19 protein-coding genes are annotated in these 18,138 nt (G+C 35.8%); all 19 read right to left on the bottom strand.

Going from position 1 to position 18,138, the window contains the following annotated elements; genetic code table 11:
• Window positions 1-95: 95 nt before the first annotated feature.
• The gene (locus J6L95_RS01105; protein WP_287457772.1) at window positions 96-830 is read right to left on the bottom strand and encodes a CheR family methyltransferase; all 735 of its coding nucleotides are present in this window, start codon (window positions 828-830) and stop codon (window positions 96-98) included.
• The gene (locus tag J6L95_RS01100) at window positions 827-3,328 is read right to left on the bottom strand and encodes an NYN domain-containing protein (RefSeq protein WP_287457770.1); all 2,502 of its coding nucleotides are present in this window, start codon (window positions 3,326-3,328) and stop codon (window positions 827-829) included. The genes J6L95_RS01105 and J6L95_RS01100 overlap by 4 nt, the downstream gene beginning before the upstream one ends.
• Before the next feature lie 60 nt (window positions 3,329-3,388).
• Window positions 3,389-4,159, bottom strand: coding sequence for a phage tail tip lysozyme (locus J6L95_RS01095; RefSeq protein ID WP_287457768.1), 771 nt, complete (start codon window positions 4,157-4,159; stop codon window positions 3,389-3,391).
• Between the two features lie 148 nt (window positions 4,160-4,307).
• The gene (locus J6L95_RS01090; protein ID WP_287457766.1) at window positions 4,308-5,378 is read right to left on the bottom strand and encodes a GGDEF domain-containing protein; all 1,071 of its coding nucleotides are present in this window, start codon (window positions 5,376-5,378) and stop codon (window positions 4,308-4,310) included.
• Window positions 5,379-5,499: 121 nt separating this feature from the next.
• Complete coding sequence (locus J6L95_RS01085) at window positions 5,500-8,541, bottom strand: EAL domain-containing protein (protein ID WP_287457765.1); 3,042 nt, start codon at window positions 8,539-8,541, stop codon at window positions 5,500-5,502.
• A 235-nt stretch (window positions 8,542-8,776) separates the two neighbouring features.
• A complete protein-coding gene (gene rpsI, locus J6L95_RS01080) occupies window positions 8,777-9,166 on the bottom strand; it encodes a 30S ribosomal protein S9 (protein ID WP_029070267.1) in 390 nt (129 codons plus the stop codon).
• Between the two features lie 13 nt (window positions 9,167-9,179).
• Window positions 9,180-9,617 carry a 50S ribosomal protein L13 gene (gene rplM, locus J6L95_RS01075; RefSeq protein WP_029070266.1) on the bottom strand — a complete coding sequence of 146 codons (438 nt, stop codon included), beginning with the start codon at window positions 9,615-9,617 and terminating at the stop codon, window positions 9,180-9,182.
• 200 nt (window positions 9,618-9,817) lie between these two features.
• Complete coding sequence (locus J6L95_RS01070; protein ID WP_287457763.1) at window positions 9,818-11,062, bottom strand: D-alanyl-D-alanine carboxypeptidase family protein; 1,245 nt, start codon at window positions 11,060-11,062, stop codon at window positions 9,818-9,820.
• A 61-nt stretch (window positions 11,063-11,123) separates the two neighbouring features.
• Window positions 11,124-11,864 (bottom strand): tRNA pseudouridine(38-40) synthase TruA, encoded by a 741-nt coding sequence (truA, locus tag J6L95_RS01065; RefSeq protein ID WP_029070264.1) that lies wholly within the window; start codon window positions 11,862-11,864, stop codon window positions 11,124-11,126.
• Window positions 11,861-12,658, bottom strand: a complete 798-nt coding sequence (locus J6L95_RS01060) for an energy-coupling factor transporter transmembrane component T family protein (RefSeq protein ID WP_287457762.1) — start codon at window positions 12,656-12,658, stop codon at window positions 11,861-11,863. Before J6L95_RS01060 ends, truA begins: the two co-directional genes overlap by 4 nt.
• Window positions 12,651-13,502 (bottom strand): energy-coupling factor transporter ATPase, encoded by an 852-nt coding sequence (locus tag J6L95_RS01055; protein WP_287457761.1) that lies wholly within the window; start codon window positions 13,500-13,502, stop codon window positions 12,651-12,653. The genes J6L95_RS01060 and J6L95_RS01055 overlap by 8 nt, the downstream gene beginning before the upstream one ends.
• Window positions 13,478-14,299 (bottom strand): energy-coupling factor transporter ATPase, encoded by an 822-nt coding sequence (locus tag J6L95_RS01050; protein ID WP_287457760.1) that lies wholly within the window; start codon window positions 14,297-14,299, stop codon window positions 13,478-13,480. The genes J6L95_RS01055 and J6L95_RS01050 overlap by 25 nt, the downstream gene beginning before the upstream one ends.
• Window positions 14,300-14,347: 48 nt before the next feature.
• Window positions 14,348-15,223 (bottom strand): MurR/RpiR family transcriptional regulator, encoded by an 876-nt coding sequence (locus J6L95_RS01045; RefSeq protein ID WP_029070260.1) that lies wholly within the window; start codon window positions 15,221-15,223, stop codon window positions 14,348-14,350.
• A gap of 98 nt (window positions 15,224-15,321) precedes the next feature.
• A complete protein-coding gene (locus J6L95_RS01040) occupies window positions 15,322-15,567 on the bottom strand; it encodes a hypothetical protein (protein WP_029070259.1) in 246 nt (81 codons plus the stop codon).
• Between the two features lie 272 nt (window positions 15,568-15,839).
• On the bottom strand, window positions 15,840-16,202 hold the full coding sequence (gene rplQ, locus J6L95_RS01035; protein WP_029070258.1) for a 50S ribosomal protein L17: 363 nt from the start codon (window positions 16,200-16,202) through the stop codon (window positions 15,840-15,842).
• Window positions 16,203-16,227: 25 nt separating this feature from the next.
• Entirely contained in the window at window positions 16,228-17,172 is a 945-nt protein-coding gene (locus tag J6L95_RS01030) for a DNA-directed RNA polymerase subunit alpha (protein WP_029070257.1), read from the bottom strand.
• A 51-nt stretch (window positions 17,173-17,223) separates the two neighbouring features.
• Entirely contained in the window at window positions 17,224-17,619 is a 396-nt protein-coding gene (gene rpsK / locus J6L95_RS01025; protein ID WP_029070256.1) for a 30S ribosomal protein S11, read from the bottom strand.
• A 17-nt stretch (window positions 17,620-17,636) separates the two neighbouring features.
• Window positions 17,637-18,002 (bottom strand): 30S ribosomal protein S13, encoded by a 366-nt coding sequence (gene rpsM / locus J6L95_RS01020; RefSeq protein WP_029070255.1) that lies wholly within the window; start codon window positions 18,000-18,002, stop codon window positions 17,637-17,639.
• 17 nt (window positions 18,003-18,019) lie between these two features.
• Window positions 18,020-18,133, bottom strand: a complete 114-nt coding sequence (gene rpmJ, locus J6L95_RS01015) for a 50S ribosomal protein L36 (protein WP_029070254.1) — start codon at window positions 18,131-18,133, stop codon at window positions 18,020-18,022.
• Between the last annotated feature and the right edge of the window lie 5 nt (window positions 18,134-18,138).

Raw genomic sequence — 18,138 nt, 5'->3', positions numbered from 1 at the left:
TTCTTATTTTACTCGTATATGCCGGATATGTGAACCCCTTATTTTTTATATTTTCTCTAACTTTCTGTTTTTATATTTTTTATTATCATAAATAGTTATATTTTTCTATAAATACACTCATCAACTTTTTCAAAAAGCGCCGACTTTACCTGTTCAATCTGTCCAACACATAATAATCCTTCATCGTTTAATGAAGAATAGAACTTATCGTAGAGGTAGCTATAATTAGAATGATCAAAATAGACAAGCACATTGCGACATAATATCACATCAATATTTTCAATCGCTTCATCTTCAAATAACTCATGCGTTTTAAAAGTAATATTATGACGCAATCCTTTAACCTGATAGCCTCTTGATGTTCTTATAAAGAACCGCTCAAGACGTTCTTTTGAAATATCACTTACAATCCCATCGCCATAAAGACCAACATGTGCCTGTACAACACGATCCATGCTGACATCTGTCGCAATGATTTCGTAGTTACAGCCCAGCTCTTCAAGGATGATGGCTAATGAATAAGCTTCTTCGCCCGTTGCGCACCCCACCACCCAGAATCTGAGGAACCCCTTGTGAGGAATATATTGTTTAAGAGTTTCAAAGAATTGAGGATTTCTAAAGAATCTTGTGACACCTACTAAGATCTTTGAAGCTAGTCTATTAACAAGATTATCATTGATCTTTAGCTGTTCAATATAATCATCCACATCATCATTGCCACGTTCTTTTGTGATCGCATTGATTACTGCATCTTTATGATAATGAATAAACTCTACTCCTACTTTTTCATGAAGAATATCAAGAATCTCTCTTAACTGTGAACGATTCATCGATCAAGATCCTCCATAAGCGTATTAGGAACAATCACATTCTTTCTTTCAAAAGTAGAGAGTTCTTCTTTTTTTACAGCTTCCATTTCTAAAAGCAGTTCTCTTGCGGATAGTCTTGTGGCACCATGTCCTACGACAATTTTCTGTTCGGCATAATCGCTCGTTGCCACAATGACATTGTATTCACTTGCTAATTTCTTAGTGGCACTTTCTATGTACGCATCAGCTGTCTGCGCTTCTTTTGTATAGACAATATACACATTATGATAAGGCTCCATGCTGCCACGTCCGCCTTCTACCTGATAGGCATCAAAGACAATGATGAGCACGCCTTTTTTAAAACCCTGATAGCTACATAATGCATCTACAAGATGATCTCTGGCAGCTCCTAAATTTTCATCGGCAATTTCTGTCAGCTTCTTATCCGCATAAATGACATTGTATCCATCTACCAATAGACAGTCTTCTTTTCTTTTTGACATCATGGCTGATGTCTCAGCTTCTTTTGGTGCGCCGTAGAAGTCCTTGGCAAGCTTGCGTTCCTGCTTGCCATACGTCTGTTCATAGACGCGTCGGACTTCTTCATCGCTAACAGTCATCGCACGGTGCGTGCTTTGTGTATTCTCTTTCTTTAATGAGAAGAAAGGGAGATGCATCTTATTTTCTACTTCGTCGTATTTCACATAATAGCCAGCACCATGAGAACAGAAGATGGATCCGGTAGGATTGTCTCTATCAAGTTCACTATCATAATCAGTTTCAACGTCTTCTTTAACTTCAGAATAGACAACCTCTTCAATCATCAGTGAACCTTCACCTTTCGTATAATGCAATACGGATAACTGATAATCAGAAAGGAATCTCAAAGGTGCTTCCCCTTTTAATATTGCGATCGTACCATCATCATATTCAATACGAGGTGTATCATAGTTTTCAAAATCATAGAAAGCTTTTGATAAATGCATTGATGGAATCACCAAAGTATAATGACCATAAGGTTCAAGCAAGATGGAAGTAGTAGACTTCAGTCCCTGTCTTACCGCTCTGTAAGTCGCTTCCCTAAAGTCTCCTCCTTCCGTATGCTTATCATGGGCTTTACCACCAAGGAGAGTAATACGCATATCCGTAATAGGTGAACCACTCAATACCCCAAGATGCTCTTTTTCTTGAAGATGTGTCATAATCAGACGCTGATAATGCTCAGGAAGATTATTCTGACAATTATTGACAAACTGCAATCCTTCCCCTTGATTTAATGGTTCAAGATAAAGATGCACTTCTGCATAATGACGTAAAGGTTCAAAATGACCTACCCCTTCTACTGCCCTAGTAATCGTTTCCTTATAGGCAACCTTCTTATTTCCAATAGTAATATCTTCATGAAAACGTTCCTTCATGATATCCTTTAATATTTCAATCTGTACATCTCCCATTAAAGAAACCTGTACATGATCAGTATATATCTTCATATGAAGAAGAGGTTCCTCCTCCTTAAGCATCGTCAGATGCTTAAGCATTCTTCTTTGATCCTCTCCTTCAGGAAGATCAATATCATAAAGAAGATAAGGTTTTAAGAAATGACTTTGTGCTCTTTCATCCCCAAAGACATCACCTGCTTCAAGATTCTTAATACCAGTCAATGTGACAACTTCTCCTGCATGAGAGTCCTTAGATAAAGTATAATTGGCACCCTGATAGATTCTCACCTGATTGATCTTTTCCCCATTAATCTCATCTTTAGGCTTAAGACTTCCACCAGTCAATCTGATATGAACAAGACGTTTTCCACTTTCATCATGTGAGACCTTATAGACAATCCCGCTAAGATTATCTTTATAAGAAGGACTCTTAGTATACTGGTCAATCATTTCTAGAAGTGCCACAGTCTTTTCATTTTTAAGAGCACTACCAAATAGCACCGGGAAAACCTCTCGTGAAGCAATGGCAGACGTGATCTCTTCATCGCTTAGCTTCCCTTTTTCAAGATAGCTATCTAAAAGTGATTCACTGCACATTGCGACTTCTTCATGATTATCTAGTTTCACAATATGATCAGATAAAGTATGCAAAGAAGAAAGAAGCTCTTCTTCACTATAATGGGACATATCCATCTTATTAACAAAAAAGAATGCTGGAACATGATAGTGTTCCAATAGTTTCCATATTGTCTTAGTATGCGATTGTACACCTTCACTGCCGCTGATGATCACAATAGCATAATCCAAAATGGACAATGCTCTTTCCATTTCACCACTGAAATCGACATGGCCCGGTGTATCAATAAATGTCATCTTCGTATTATTAAAAATTAAAGAGGAAAGCTTAGAAAAGATCGTAATCCCTCTTTTTCTCTCCTGTTGGTCATAATCAAGGAAAGTCGATTCATGATCGACTCTCCCCTGTGTTCTAATTGTACCGCTTTTATATAAAAGACTTTCTGACAATGTCGTCTTGCCTGCATCAACATGTGCCAAAAGTCCAACCACAATCTCTTTCATGAAAATGCCTCCTTGTTTTTATTGTAGCATAAAAAAAGAATCATCGTACGATGATTCTCATTATACTCTTTTAGCAAGCTTCAAGCTTACATAGCATGTCTTACCTTTATAAGTAAACATACCCCATTTACCATTCTTAACAGTTCTAACCTGGATTTTCTGTCCTCTTCTAAGAACACCCATCTTCTTGCTTGAAACAGTAGGTTTACGTCTTACATTTAAGATAGAATTATTAACCTTGTAAGTACCAGCAGTATATGTTTTCTTAGTTGCCTTTGTCTTTACAGATTCCGCAACATTAACTGATACAGATTTCTTACCTTTATATTTTGACCAGAACTTATTCTTAGCAGTTGATCCTCTTCTACGAGAAGTAGCTGCCTTGTTGGCTGGTCTTTCATAATAATATGAGAAGTTATAACCTGATTTATATGATCCAGCAGCTGAGTTAGCTGTCTTCTTTACTTTAGAATAAGCAGAATGTTCAACTGTCTTTAATTCATGAACAAGGTAAGAAACCTGTCCAACAATTGAAGAAGAATTAAGACCATGTTTTGAACAATATCTTCTTAAACTTGACTTTCTAGCACCGCCCCACTGAACTAATCCGTAGAACGTACCTCCAGCTTTAGGATTAAAGCGAGATTCATGATAAATATTAGCCATAATTCCTGTTGCCTGAGAAGTTGTAAATTTATGTGCCATTAATGCATTATATGTAAGCTTTTCATTTGTAGCAGCATCTGCCATTAAGCTGGGTCCTACAAATAATCCAGTTACCATAGCACATACTAAAGCAACTGCAGCTAAAGTTTTCTTCATCTTATTCATAATATCCCTCTTTCGTTTGATACTTAAAATTTGAACTACGTATACTTTATCACATTTCTTAAGAAAATAATAGTGTTTTTCTTAAGAAAATCTTAATAATTTAAAGTTTACTTCATTTTTATTTGTAAAAGTCAATAAAAAAGAAGGATTAGATAAAATCTCCTATGATTTTATCTTTTCCTTCTTTCTTTGCCTGATAAAGACGTTCATCCGCCTTAATAATCATTCTTTGCACGTCTTCTAACACTTCACATAACCCACAGACATAACCTAAAGAAAAATGTGGAGCGATATTGGTATGCGCTATGCGAAGCTGTTTAGTCTTCGTAGCATATTCAGTAAGAAGATGAGTAAGTGTTTCTTCATATTCAATAATAATCAGGAATTCATCTCCACCAAAGCGATAACAGTCTCCCTTCTTAAAGACATCCGTTATCACTTCTGCATAATCCCTAATCACACCATCACCACGGACATGTCCATATGTATCATTGATTGACTTGAAGTCATCAATATCCGCCATCAATATAAGCAACGTCTTACCAGTGTATTTATGATAGTTCTCTTGTAAGGCATGACGATTCTGGACACCACTTAATTCATCAGTTCGTGACAGATAGTAAAGCTGTTCATGAAGACGAGACGTATACAAGAAATTATGATATTTCGCAAAAGAAATAATGACAAGTGAAGCAATGATAAAACGTGATTTAATAAAGAACAAAACATGCATATTATCATTATTAAAGAACTTCAGATTAATATAGATAGCGACAATAAGCACAATCGTATAAAGTGGCTTAATATTCAATAAAGCAAAACACCATAATGAAGATATATAGAACGGCAACATGTAAAATGTTGGTTCCATTTCAAGCGCAAGTCTATAGCTCAACATTAATCTTATGGCTATAAAGCAGTCAATGAATAGTGAAATAACATGCTCATATTTTTTTTGATGCTTTCTAAAAAAACAAAGCATAATAGCTACTACTATATAAAATAACAATTGTAAATAATGATAACAGTTATGGGCAACACTTGTACCCGTCTGAATTTTTACGACATAATGTATATTAAATATATAGATTATATCAAGAAGAATCAGTGGGAAAGCAAATCTGATATTCTGTAGATTACGATAGTGCCATACCGTATCACTGTATTCTTCTAGGCCTAGAATGCACCTAAACAATTTAGTGTATTGAATTCCCTTCATATTATTCCCTCATATCTCTTCAAAAGATGTTGAAATTTTAACATATTATGCGATAAAGACAAGAATGACAGCGGTTATCATTTTAAAAAAATTAAAAAAAGCGCAGGACTTTTTCCTACGCTTATAACATCTGATAAAAAAGATTCTCTACTCCATCAATATCCGATGCATAATGAATTTTTATATGCGGGAAGATCGTACAGCTAAATCCAGCTACTTCATGAATTTCGTATAAAGCTTTCTTGATCTTATCACTAAGTTTTTCTACTTCTTCTCGTTTATTGAACTTTGTCATAACCTTAAAAGTAAAACCTTCCAGTCTGCCAACAGTTCCTCTTCCATCTACTGTATCATAGATGATTCCTGCAACCTTACGTAATAAAGAAGTTCCCGCTTTCCTACCATAGGCTTTAATAATACGATCATATTCCATGATTTCAATTATGATGCAAGCAAATTCTATTCCGTAGATATGATAATCTTCTTCATAGCTGATGGCAGCTTTTACAATACCATCATAGTTGAGAAGTCCCGTAATCGGATCATTGGATACAACGTTTTCTCCTTCTTTAAAGTTAACAATATATCCAATAAGTCCTGCCACAAAACCATCTTTATAATATGGCTTCTTGACAATGATTGTATCTTTTAGCAATCCTTCTTTATGAGACTGACAAACAGATACTTGTCTTATGACACCATTCTTAAGAATATCTTCTTCTTCATTGATTATCTGTCCTTCATTGATATACCAATGAAGATCTTCATCCTTCTTGCCAATGATGTCTTCTTTTCCTTTAAGCTTGTAATAATCAAGGAAAGTATCTGAAACACCTTCATACTCACGATTTTCATTCTTCCAAAAATATGGTGTATTAGAGTATGTGATCATATTATCCCAAAGTTCAGATTTGATGATAATATCCTCTTTTACATGACGATCTAATTCCTTCATTCTAGGCATGGAGAAATAATAATCTTTTAATATAGCTTTGCCAAAATCAACATCCTTAAATGCGGTCTTATTGACACAGTGCATATAAGAACATTCCTGAGGAATAGGAATTATGGTATGCATTTTCCAAGGATAATTCCCATTCTCATCCCTTGTTCTAAAATAGCCAACACTAGCACCATTAACACTTGTCTTAACATAATCTGACAGCAGTTCTTTATCTGCGAATTCTCTAAAACGTTGTTGATCTTCAGGGAAGATCTTTTCTAAACAATAAAGCTCTATTTCACGTTCTAATCCTTTTTCAAGATTAACATATTTTCCTAATGTTGGTGTAAGATCAAGGTAATCATTTGATCCACTTAGATCATAGATCATGATTTCATCATAAAGATAATAAATATTTCTAAGCATCATATTCATGCTGCGCTGTACTTTAATGCTCTTTTCAATACAGCGATCAGACATGCGAACATGATGAAGATAATGTCCCTGACATTGAGAAAGACATGTAACTTCTAATTGTACAATAGCCTTCTTTAATGGAATGCTGACAACTTCTGGCTGTCTTGTACGAATGACTGTCTTAATAAATCTTCTATATAGTTTAGCAACCGGTAAATGTGGTGAATTGACTATGGCTGATGCCTGTTCTTTTGTAAAGATATCATTCTCTTTTAAGGCACATACAAAGTCTTTATTGGCAAAAAGGAACTCTACCTTTTCTCCGTCATCTTCGATAATCGCAAAAGCTGAATCGGTCATAAAGTCAACTTTGTTAAGTGCATCAAAGAACTCTTTTCTTACACGGGTTTCTACTTGAATACCTTTTGAGATGCAGGCATTCAAGGCATCCATATAGGGGGATGGCTTACTGAAAAGATATCCCTGTGCTTTCTCACAGCCGATTTCTCTTAAGAACGCCAACTGTTCTTCCGTTTCAACCCCTTCAGCTAGTGACTGGATTCCAATGTTTTTTGCCATGCCAACTGTTGATTTAACAATCTCTTTTGAGCGATTGTTAAAATGTGAAAGGAAAACCATGTCGATCTTTAATTCATCAAAATTGTAATCTTTTAATACATTAAGTGAAGAAAAGCCACTTCCAAAGTCATCCATCCATACCTGATATCCAGCATTATGGAAGCGTCTTATGACATCACCAATGATAAGTCCATCTTCCACAAATACACTTTCCGTGATTTCAATATGAATCATATCTCTAGGAACTTTATATTCCTTGACATACTTTTCTAGTACTTCAAACATATCGCATGATAAGAAATCTAAACGCGATAAGTTGAATGAGACTGGCATGATTGGTTCACCATTAGCAACTCTTTTAGAATAGTTCTGACAGATAAGCTTGGCAATATGACGATCCAACTTATGAATCAAGTGATTTTCTTCTAATACAGGAATAAAATCACCAGGACTCATGAACCCCTTGACTGGATCAATCCATCTAGCGAGTGCTTCCATTCCACACAAAGTACGATTAAGTGTTCGAATAACTGGCTGATAGTACACTTTAATGTAGTCATTGGCAACTGCTTCATCAATATGGGTAATGATATAATCTGCAAGTTCCATTCTTCTTAGAAGTTCTGGCTTATAGTATTCAAAATAACGATCATTTTTAGTACGCATGCTGTCGCAGGCAATCTTGGCCATATCACATGCTGTCTGTGGATTGACATTTCTTTCTTTTACTTTATAGACACCTATCTTGACATCTATCCCATTAGCAAAAGGCTGATGTCTAATCAGCTGATAAGCACGTTTTATTTTTGTTTCTAGCTCATGATCTTTTGTAAAAACTGCAAAATGGTCATCTGAGAAACGAGACAAACAATCATCCTTGAAGACATTCTTCAAGATATTGGCAATCTCAATTAGGAGCTGGTCACCTGCTTCCATTCCGTATTTCGCATTAAATAATTTAAAATTAGTGAGATTGAAATAGAGGAATACATAATTCTCATATTGCTGAAAATCAGTTGATACAAGATCCAAGAATTTTTTCATACATGGTAACCCGGTAAGTAAATCATAATCCCATGTAATCGATTTTAAATCTAAATCAAAAGATGTATCGGAACGATCTTCTCCCTTATAAAAACGAGTGAGTGTTCCTTCATTTAAAAATGACTCCTCCCTGCCGGGCGAAGACATAAACGTTTGTACATCCGTTTTTCCTTTACTCATTAATAATTTCCCTTTACTTTCTATTATCGTTTCTATATATGCATAGCCAATTCAAAAATATACTATCAAATCATGAAAAAATCAATAATTTATGATTGAAAAGTAAAAAAATGGTCAAATTAGCTTTTTAATATAATAACATCTGAAACTTAAATAAAGTTTAACGCTTAAATTAAATGAGCAATAAAAAAAACCCCAAAATGGGGTTTTCATCATTGCTCTCCTCAGCAATAGATTAACGTTTAGAGAACTGTGGAGCACGTCTTGCTTTCTTAAGACCGTATTTCTTACGTTCTTTCTTACGAGCATCACGAGTTAATAAACCAGCTGCTTTTAAAGTTGGTCTATAATCTCCAGCTTCACATAAAGCTCTTGCGATACCGTGACGGATTGCACCAGCCTGACCAGCGTATCCTCCACCGTATACATTTACAGTTACGTCAAATTTGTCTTTTGTTCCAGTTAATTCTAAAGGTTGGTTGACGATCTGAACAAGAATATCTGACATTAGATATTCTTTAGCATCTCTTCCATCGATAGTAACGTTTCCAGTACCTGGTGTTAAGATAACACGTGCTACTGAAGTTTTTCTACGTCCTGTTCCTCTGTATTGTACATTTGCCATTTACTCGTCCTCCTTACCCTTTAACTTTCAATTCTTCTGGTTTCTGAGCTGCATGTGGATGATCAGGACCAGCATATACAAATAATTTCATACCTTGTGCTCTACCTAAAGTGTTGTGTGGTAACATACCTTTTACTGCATGTTCAACAAATCCTGTAGGATCTTTTTCTAAGAATTCCTTAGCAGTTTTCACTTTAAGTCCGCCAAGCCATCCAGTGTGATGGTAATACTTTTCATTAGCAAGTTTATTACCAGTCATTCTTACTTTGTCTGCATTAACGATGATTACATAATCCCCTGTATCTACATGAGGAGTGTAAGTAGGTTTATGTTTTCCTCTTAATACAGTGGCAACCTGTGATGCTAAACGACCTAATACCATATCAGTAGCATCAACAACATACCATTTGTGTTCGATTGTGGCTTTATTAGCCATAGTTGTTTGTCTCATTTTCGTATCTCCTTAAAATTTAACCTTACCGGGGTCTTTTTTTAATGAGTTTATCAAAGCTTACGATTGGTTTGATAAGATGACCAATCACTCAAATAAACAAACAAATCAAACTCTTAAAGGCGCATTCGCCCCTCAAAGAGACAACCTATATTATAAACAAGTTCAATCAATTGTCAATTGGTAAATCAAAAAAACAATTATAAATTCGTAATGATTTGATGAGCCTTCTTTATATCATTAAATCTGTCAATTTTATTGTTTGCCCCCGTCTGAGCAATAAAGAATGTATGACCTTTATATTGACTACAAACAACGATACACATCTTCGCTGCTACTGTATATCCTGTCTTCGCACCTTTAGCTAATTTTCCATATCCAGATGAAGGAGACTTAAAAGTATGCTTCTTATTTGTAGTCTGATAGCTCTTCGTAAAGAACATTTTCTTGAAAGTATGATCTTTCAATACAAACTTCATCATCTTCACAATATCATTACCTGTCATATAATGACTAGGATTACTCATTCCAACTGGATTTTCAAAATGCGAATGGTTCATTCCTGCTTCTTTCGCATACTTGTTCATCGCATTACGCATTGCTTCTTTATTCTTAAAGCAAAGACGTTCTAATCCAAAGATTGCTTCTCCTCCTGATACAAGCAATGCTGAATAAATCAAATCACGATATGTGACTGTTTCATTAGCTTTAAATCCTGAGATATACGCTCCTCCACAGCTATAACATTGATCAATATCACTTTGTTTCACTTTCACCTTTTCATCAAGGCTCTTGATTGTCTTCAAGTAAGTATAAACTGAAAGTACCTTTGTAATACTTGCAGGATTAATACGCTTATCACTATTTTTACTGTAAAGATTATAATGATCAGTATTATCATAGATAGTTAATCCTTCAGACATAAAGTTCATTGGCTTTACTGTAAGATTACCTTTAAACATCGTATTGCCAATTGTAGCTTTATAACTAGTCTTTCCAACTTTTGTAGCAGTAATCATTCCATTCTTTGAAGTCGCATAATCCTTAACCTGATAGTTAGGCACCTTGCCACCAAAATCACCTGGATCCTTATAGCTCTGTCCTACAAATAAAGTTAAATCCTTATGAGAAATCTGATATGGTCTGACATCTACTTTCACATTAAAGTTCTTATAGCCACACTTTACCTTAAGATCAGTTTTCCCTTTCTTTTTAGCTACCAGCTTAATCGCATGTTTATTGACATTCACATCAAGTAAGCTAGGATTTCCTACTTTTACATTCACTTTCTCTTTTCCACCATCGACATGAAGAACATCCTGCTCATATAGTACAACCTCCTTCTTCTTCATTGTCGTTGATGAATAGATATTGTATTCATTTACTCCATAGCCAATTGCCCCTGCTAAACATAGGACAATAAAGGCAATAATAATTTTCTTCATCGTTTTCCTCCCCATTTCACATCTTTCTCATTATAACACCATAAAATAAAAAAAGAAGATGTTACTCTTCTTCATAATGAACATGCATCAAATATAATCCTTCTGGTTCAGCTTTAAATAAGCATTTCTTTTCTCCCTTAGAATCAAGAAGCTCCTTAAGATAAGCAATGCTGCGACGATGAGCACCTACCTGAATGACACCACCGACAATATGTCTGACCATATATCTTCTAAAGCCACTACCAATTAGTTTAAAAGTAAAGAAGCCATCTTTTTCTTCAATGGTGAAATCATAAAGTGTTCTGATGGTATTTCCATATTCATCATAGACACAATAAGATGCAAAATCATGTTCTCCAATAAAGATCTTAGCTGCTTCTCTCATGATTTCTAAGTCCAGCTTGCCATAAGGATACTGGTAGATCGTATGACGATCGAAGGGCGAATATGTATTCGTTGACAAACGATAATGATATTCTTTTTTCTTTACACTATAACGTGAATGAAAATCATCACTGACTGCTTCACTATCTTTAATGTAAATATCATCTGGCAAGAAATGATTCAATGCTCTTGCCCATTGTTTCTCATTGATGTTCTTGTTGGTATCAAAATGAAAAACTTGGTTTTCAGCGTGGACACCAGCATCCGTTCTTCCTGAAGAATGGATGATGATGTCTTCACCTGTAATTTTTTTAAGTGCCTTCTGAATCTCTTCCTGAACGCTGCGTTCTTTAACTTGAATCTGCCATCCATGAAAGAGTGTCCCATCATAAGCCACTATACATTTAATTCTTGTCATAAAAGACTTAACGCAAAGATTCCCATTGAAACAGCACAAAGAATAAGAGCTGCAATGGTATCTCTTCCTTTCCAACTTAATTGATGATATCTTGTACGCAATGCGCCAGGAATATAGTTACGGCTCTCCATTGCATTTGCAAGATCTTCTGCTCTTTGAAAAGCAGAAATAAACAACGGGATAATCAAGGAAATGATTGCCCCAATCTTATCTTTAAGTGACCCTTCCTGAAAATCCACACCACGGGAAGCCTGTGCTTTCATGATACGCTGTGTTTCTTCCAATAATGTAGGAATAAAACGTAAGGCAATAGAAATCATCATAGCGACTTCATGAGTCGGAAAGCCAATCTTATGAAGAGGCTTCATAAGATGTTCCAATCCTAAAGTCAGATCCAATGGCTTGGTTGTAGCAGTAAGGGTAGTAGTTAACATGATAATAAGAATCAATCTGATAATAATGTAGACAGTCTGCGTTACTGCTCCTGAATAGATCTTAAAGATCCAGAATCTGAAGATCACATATCCTGTCTGTATTAATAATAAGTTAAAGACTGCCAAGAACAATATCATAAAAAATATTGGCTTCATGGCTTTCATGATTCTTTTTAATGGAATTGATGAACAAGCAACAATACCAATGGCCAATAAGGCAAGAATACCATATCCTAAAAATCCTGCATCAAAGAAAATGGTAATAAGCAATACCAATAATCCTACAATCTTTAATCTTGGATCAAGACGATGCATTATTGAATTGCCAGGAAGATACTGTCCAAAAATAATATCATTCATGGAGTTCACCTCCTATTTCTTTAATAAGATCATCCATATTGTTAATCGCATGATCAATATGGAAACCGTTCTTATTAAGTTTATCAATAAAATCTGTCATCAATGGCAAATCAATGCTTAATTGTTGAAGATAATCTCTTTCCTTAAAGAGATCCTCTACACGACAATGCTTTTCAACTTGTCCCTTGTTCATCACAATTACATGATCACAATATTTCAACACATGATTCATATCATGAGATACCATAATCACTGTCTTCCCCGACTTTTGAAAATCCTTAAACAGATCAAGCATATCCTTTGCCCCTTGAGGATCAAGACCAGCCGTAGGCTCATCTAATACCAGGATATCTGGATCCATTGCCAAAATTCCGGCAATAGCGACACGACGCTTTTGTCCTCCGGAAAGTTCAAATGGTGAACGTTCGAGATAGGATTCATCGAGGCCAACGCGCAAAAGGCACTCTCTTGCCTTTTGTTTGGCCTCTTCTTCAGATACACCGAAGTTACGTGGTCCGAAGGTAATATCTTTTTCTATTGTTTCTTCAAAAAGCTGATATTCTGGGAACTGGAAAACCAGTCCTGCTTTCTTGCGCAATGGCTTTAATAGCTGTGGCTTTTTGGTATGCGTGATTTCAAAGTCTTCGATTGTGACTTTTCCTGAGCTTGGAATCAATAAGGCATTGATATGTTGAATGAGAGTGGATTTACCGCTTCCTGTATGACCAATCAGGGCTGTGAATGATCCTTTTTCAACATGAAGATTGACACCCTTTAGTGCTTGATAAGCAATTGGTGTTTCTTCTCCGTAGATGTATTCTACATTTTTGAATGTAATTGACATAGTGCTTTCACCAACTTTTCTGTATCAAGTGTCTTTTCTACCGATATTCCTCTTTTAATTAGCTCTTCAGATACCTGATAAGCAAATGGAACATCTAATCCCAAATCTCTGATGCGCTTAGTGTCGGACAACACCTTTTCTGGTGCACCTTCATCTATGATATGTCCTTTTTCTAATAAGATGACATGATCACTTTTAGCAGCTTCTTCTATATCATGGGTGATAGAAAGAATGGTCATATGATTCTTTTGATTCAATGAGCGTACAAGTTCATTGATTTCTTTTCTTCCCTTAGGATCAAGCATGCTGGTTGCTTCATCTAAAATAATAAGATGTGGGTTCATTGCTAAAATACCCGCAATAGCAACACGCTGTTTTTGTCCTCCGGAAAGTTTTGTTGGTTCATGATCCAAGAAATCAAGCATATTAACTTTTTTGGCATACTCTTGAATAATGCCTTCCATTTCATCATGAGGCACACAAAGATTTTCTAACCCAAAAGCGATATCATCTCGGACGGTGGATCCGATAAACTGATTGTCTGGGTTCTGGAATACGATGCCTATCTGTTTTCTTACATCATTTAGTGTCTCTACACTTAATGGTATACCGCCTACTTCTATATGTCCTTGACTAGCTGCAAGTAGACCGATAACCAATTTTGCAATGGTGCTCTTCCCTGATCCATTATGACCAAGGATTGTCGTATATGAGCCTTTTTCGACATGAAATGAAATATGATCGATGGTTTTTAATCCTTCATCATACTCAAAACATAAATTTTCTACATGAAGCATGAGAATTCCCCCTAATGTTCTTCATTTTATGTTATTCAAGACTCTATGTCAATCATCCACCTTGCTGATATATTCATATTCAGAATAACCATCATCTACTTCTTTACCGACATCTATTTTTCTTTCTAGATTCTTATCATAATCAAATGAGAATATCGCTGCATATAGAATATCAAGAATGCAGGCAATCGACTGGCTGCTGGCAAATTGTCCAATATTAGTGTTCAGCATTTCCTGAGAGCTGATTCTTAATGAAACATCCGCCATCTTAGACAATGTGGATTGAGAAATACTTGTAATCGCAATGATCGGTGTCCCCTTTGATTGTGCCTTAAAGGCCGCATTCAAAGTAATAGGTGTTTCTCCAGAATAAGAAATAACAATGGCCACATGTGTCTCATCTCCCATTGCCGCCTGGAGTATCGGATTACCGATATTCGCATCTACATTGACCATCTTATGAATACTATATAGCTTCTGCATAAATCCTTGAGCCAAATAGACATAGCTTGATTTTGAATAAATATCAATGACTTCCGCCTTTCTTAGTAATGAGACAGCCTTTGCAAGATCATCGTGAGAAAGCAAGGCTTTCGTATCGCTAATTGTTTCTTCTTCAAGTCTCAATATACTATTAGCAATGGTCATTAAGTCATCATTAACCACAAAAGGAATGGAGGCATCCACATCCTTTGTCGCATACATATACTGCAGCTCTTCTACGAAAGCTTTCTTAAAATCATTCCAGCCCTCATAACCGAGCTTCTTCGCAATTCTTACACACAGCGGTGCACTTGTGAACGTCGCCTTGGCAATATCCTGAGTTGTCTTATTAGCAACATCTTCTCCTAAAGTAAGAATATAGCGCATAATGACCGACTCACTTTCTGAAAGATGTGTTTTCTCTATCTTATTAAGTATCATGACATTCACCTCGCATTTCATTATAATAACATTACAGTGTAAATGCAAAGGGTTACATAGATGTACATGATATGAAAAAAACAGCCTTTCGGCTGTTTTTATCTAAAGCTAAAGTTTCCTTTTTTCAATCCAGCAATAAGCTGATCTGTTGGCATTTCTTCATCTTCAGAGATCACATCAGCAACTGATGGTACACTATTGAAGAATGCATGTAATGCTCTTAAGAAAGAAGCTGATAAGCTTTCTCCTTTTTCATAGCGTACTGCTAACTGATCAATTCCCTTTTCTTCAGCTACCACTGCTGAGATTTCTGGTAATCTATTCTGTAATTTATTTAATAACATAGTTAATTCCTCCTGTGTTTACATGAACCACAATAACGAATTATATCGTGATAAACAAGTATAATTAATGTCATTTTAACGTCATTAACATGAATTAACAATTAAATAAACGTATTTTGTAAATGTCATTATAAAATATTTTCAAAATACAAAAAGAACGTCTTTCTATTCTGCTTTTTATTTCATGATCATTAAAATACAGCAGATATGGATTACTTCCGCAAGGAAATCCCTCAAATAGAATAAAAAAAGCGAGCATAGCTCGCCTTTTTCTATAATAATGTGATGATTGCCATAGTGGCATTGTCACCTTTACGGTTGTAAGTCTTTAAGACTTTAGTGTAACCACCATTTCTATCAGCATATTTAGGTGCTACTTCATCAAATAACTTCTGTAAAGCAGTTTTTCCAGTTTTAGGATCAACAACATCCTGAAGTACAGCAGCAGCCTGTCTTCTTGCATGTAAGTCACCACGTTTACCTAAAGTGATTAATTCTTCAACAACTTTACGAACTTCTTTAGCTCTTGTATCAGTTGTTTCAATCTTACCATGCATAATGACATCAGTAGCTAGGTTACGTAACATAGCTTTTCTATGAGAAGACACACGTCCTAATTTTCTATTATTTGCCATTATAGAGCTCCTTCCAAATTCTTAATTAGTCTACAGGCTTGAAGCCTAAACCTAATTCTAATAACTTTTCTTTTACTTCTTTCAATGACTTCTTACCAAGATTTCTAACCTTGATCATGTCATCTTCAGTTTTAGAAGCTAATTCCTGAACAGTCTGGATTCCAGCACGTTTTAAACAGTTGTAAGAACGAACAGATAAGTCTAATTCTTCAATTGTCATATCAAGTACTTTGTTTCCAGTATCCTGCTGAACTTCACTCATGACTTCCATATTCATGGCTTCATCAGTTAATTCAACAAACATGTTCAAGTGTTCAACTAAGATTTTTGCAGCTAACGCAAGTACTTCATGAGGTTTAATTGAACCATCAGTAGTAATTTCCATTGTTAACTGGTCATATTTAGCAGACTGACCAACTCTAGTTGGTTCTGTCTTATAAGAGACATTGACTACAGGTGAGAAGATGGAATCAGTTGGGATTACACCAATTGTATTCACATACTTCTTGTTCTGGTCAGCACTCTGGTAACCACGATCTTTATGTGCATACATTTCCATGTATAAACGATGACCTTCAGCTACGTGAGCGATAACTAAATCATTTGAAACCATTTTGACTTCTGATGGACACTGAATGTCTGCACCAGTAACAGTTGCTGGTCCAGTCACGTCAACGACCATTGTCACATCTTCATCAGTATCGATATCGAATACTAACTTCTTGATGGCCAAGATAATTGATGTAACATCTTCTACGACACCGTCAACTGCTGAGAACTCATGAATTGCACCATCAATCTTGATAGCGAAGACTGCAGAACCAGGCATAGAAGAAAGTAAGATTCTTCTTAATGCATTTCCGATTGTTGTACCGAAACCTCTTTCTAAAGGTTCGATGACAAACTTACCGTAGTTGTTGTCTTCATCATAAGTTTCAACGTTGAAGTTTGCTTTTTCAAATTTCTGCATTTTGTTCCTCCTCTTAGAGATAATTATGAATGTGATTTAACCTTCTTATGATTATCCACGAGGACGTTTTGGTGGACGGCATCCGTTATGTGGGATAGGAGTAACATCAGTGATTGCTGTTACTTCAAGTCCAGCAGCAGATAAAGCTCTAACTGCAGATTCACGTCCAGGTCCAGGACCCTTAACGTTTACTTCAACCTGTTTCATTCCATGATCCATAGCAGCTTTTGCAGCAGCTTCAGCAGCCATCTGAGCAGCATATGGAGTTGATTTTCTTGATCCCTTGAATCCTAATGCACCAGCACTAGACCAAGTGACAGCATTACCATTTTCATCAGCAATAGTTACAATTGTATTGTTGAATGTTGAATGAACATGAGCAATACCTTTAGCGATATTTTTCTTAACACGTCTTTTACCACGTGTGTTCTTTGTTGCTTTTGCCATTGAGCTTTCCTCCTAAATTATTTCTTCTTACCAGCGATTGGACGCGCTTTACCTTTACGAGTTCTTGCGTTAGTCTTAGTCTTCTGACCTCTTACTGGAAGACCTTTTCTATGACGGATACCTCTGTAGCTACCAATTTCCATTAATCTCTTAATGTTTAACTGTGTTTCTCTACGAAGATCACCTTCAACTTTAATCTTTTCTACTTCTTTTCTAATTCTAGTTTCTTCTTCTTCTGTTAAGTCTTTAACTCTAACATCTTCAGATACATTAGCAGCAGCTAAGATCTTTTTAGATGTAGTAAGACCAATACCATATACGTAAGTTAAAGAAACAACCACACGTTTATCACGTGGGATATCGACACCTGCTATACGAGCCATTAATAGTTCCTCCTAAATTAACCTTGTCTTTGCTTATGTTTAGGGTTTTCACAGATTACCATTACTTTCCCTTTTCTTCTAATTACTCTGCATTTATCACACATTGGTTTTACAGATGCTCTAACCTTCATCTTTA

This window comes from Kandleria sp., assembly GCF_017934775.1.
In the GTDB taxonomy this organism is placed as follows: Bacteria; Bacillota_I; Bacilli_A; order Erysipelotrichales; family Coprobacillaceae; genus Kandleria; species Kandleria vitulina.
This window is presented reverse-complemented; position numbering and strand designations above follow the sequence as displayed.

What these genes read in the sequence shown, in the direction of transcription:
- J6L95_RS01105 (WP_287457772.1), bottom strand. Translation starts at nt 830, where the DNA reads ATGAATCGTTCACAGTTAAGAGAGATTCTTGATATTCTTCATGAAAAA.
- J6L95_RS01100 (WP_287457770.1), bottom strand. Translation starts at nt 3,328, where the DNA reads ATGAAAGAGATTGTGGTTGGACTTTTGGCACATGTTGATGCAGGCAAG.
- J6L95_RS01095 (WP_287457768.1), bottom strand. Translation starts at nt 4,159, where the DNA reads ATGAATAAGATGAAGAAAACTTTAGCTGCAGTTGCTTTAGTATGTGCT.
- J6L95_RS01090 (WP_287457766.1), bottom strand. Translation starts at nt 5,378, where the DNA reads ATGAAGGGAATTCAATACACTAAATTGTTTAGGTGCATTCTAGGCCTA.
- J6L95_RS01085 (WP_287457765.1), bottom strand. Translation starts at nt 8,541, where the DNA reads ATGAGTAAAGGAAAAACGGATGTACAAACGTTTATGTCTTCGCCCGGC.
- rpsI (WP_029070267.1), bottom strand. Translation starts at nt 9,166, where the DNA reads ATGGCAAATGTACAATACAGAGGAACAGGACGTAGAAAAACTTCAGTA.
- rplM (WP_029070266.1), bottom strand. Translation starts at nt 9,617, where the DNA reads ATGAGACAAACAACTATGGCTAATAAAGCCACAATCGAACACAAATGG.
- J6L95_RS01070 (WP_287457763.1), bottom strand. Translation starts at nt 11,062, where the DNA reads ATGAAGAAAATTATTATTGCCTTTATTGTCCTATGTTTAGCAGGGGCA.
- truA (WP_029070264.1), bottom strand. Translation starts at nt 11,864, where the DNA reads ATGACAAGAATTAAATGTATAGTGGCTTATGATGGGACACTCTTTCAT.
- J6L95_RS01060 (WP_287457762.1), bottom strand. Translation starts at nt 12,658, where the DNA reads ATGAATGATATTATTTTTGGACAGTATCTTCCTGGCAATTCAATAATG.
- J6L95_RS01055 (WP_287457761.1), bottom strand. Translation starts at nt 13,502, where the DNA reads ATGTCAATTACATTCAAAAATGTAGAATACATCTACGGAGAAGAAACA.
- J6L95_RS01050 (WP_287457760.1), bottom strand. Translation starts at nt 14,299, where the DNA reads ATGCTTCATGTAGAAAATTTATGTTTTGAGTATGATGAAGGATTAAAA.
- J6L95_RS01045 (WP_029070260.1), bottom strand. Translation starts at nt 15,223, where the DNA reads ATGATACTTAATAAGATAGAGAAAACACATCTTTCAGAAAGTGAGTCG.
- J6L95_RS01040 (WP_029070259.1), bottom strand. Translation starts at nt 15,567, where the DNA reads ATGTTATTAAATAAATTACAGAATAGATTACCAGAAATCTCAGCAGTG.
- rplQ (WP_029070258.1), bottom strand. Translation starts at nt 16,202, where the DNA reads ATGGCAAATAATAGAAAATTAGGACGTGTGTCTTCTCATAGAAAAGCT.
- J6L95_RS01030 (WP_029070257.1), bottom strand. Translation starts at nt 17,172, where the DNA reads ATGCAGAAATTTGAAAAAGCAAACTTCAACGTTGAAACTTATGATGAA.
- rpsK (WP_029070256.1), bottom strand. Translation starts at nt 17,619, where the DNA reads ATGGCAAAAGCAACAAAGAACACACGTGGTAAAAGACGTGTTAAGAAA.
- rpsM (WP_029070255.1), bottom strand. Translation starts at nt 18,002, where the DNA reads ATGGCTCGTATAGCAGGTGTCGATATCCCACGTGATAAACGTGTGGTT.
- rpmJ (WP_029070254.1), bottom strand. Translation starts at nt 18,133, where the DNA reads ATGAAGGTTAGAGCATCTGTAAAACCAATGTGTGATAAATGCAGAGTA.